Source organism: Sphingobium sp. D43FB (assembly GCF_002312805.1).
Taxonomy (GTDB): domain Bacteria; phylum Pseudomonadota; class Alphaproteobacteria; order Sphingomonadales; family Sphingomonadaceae; genus Sphingobium.
Window position 1 is genome coordinate 1 of sequence record NZ_NMUA01000273.1, and the last position, 385, is coordinate 385.

General features: G+C 53.2%; 1 protein-coding gene. It reads right to left on the reverse strand.

Annotation, left to right across the window (positions count from 1 at the left end):
• Positions 1-118: 118 nt before the first annotated feature.
• Positions 119-385, reverse strand: a 267-nt coding sequence (locus tag SxD43FB_RS24370; RefSeq protein ID WP_141249676.1) for a glycosyltransferase 61 family protein, incomplete at its 5' end; no start/stop codon positions are given.

The following is a 385-nucleotide window of genomic DNA, read 5'->3' on the forward strand; positions in this document are numbered from 1 at the left end:
CGGGTATCGAACATGTAGTAGACACGCTTGACGGAAAAAGGAATGTTCTTGCCTTCCTCCAGGGCAATCAGCGAGCCACGGTCGTCGCCATGAGTTTGCAGTTGCAGAAACTGGATATTCATAGACTTTCCCTGACAGCCGTTACAGGTAAATGACGCTGCAACCAGGTCGTGACGGTATTGGCATCAATGGAATAGGGGGCGTAGTAGAGCTCTCTGGAGTCAGAGGTCCCGGCTTGATAGGGAATGTAGTCCATCTCTACGCCAACAATGGCCGCCAGGTTCGAGTAACAGGATAACGCCCCCCACTCTTGAGCCATCCAGCACAATGCTTTCGCCCCTGCTGAAGCAAATATAATGTTGGTCCAGGCGGCACCTGTCGGGCC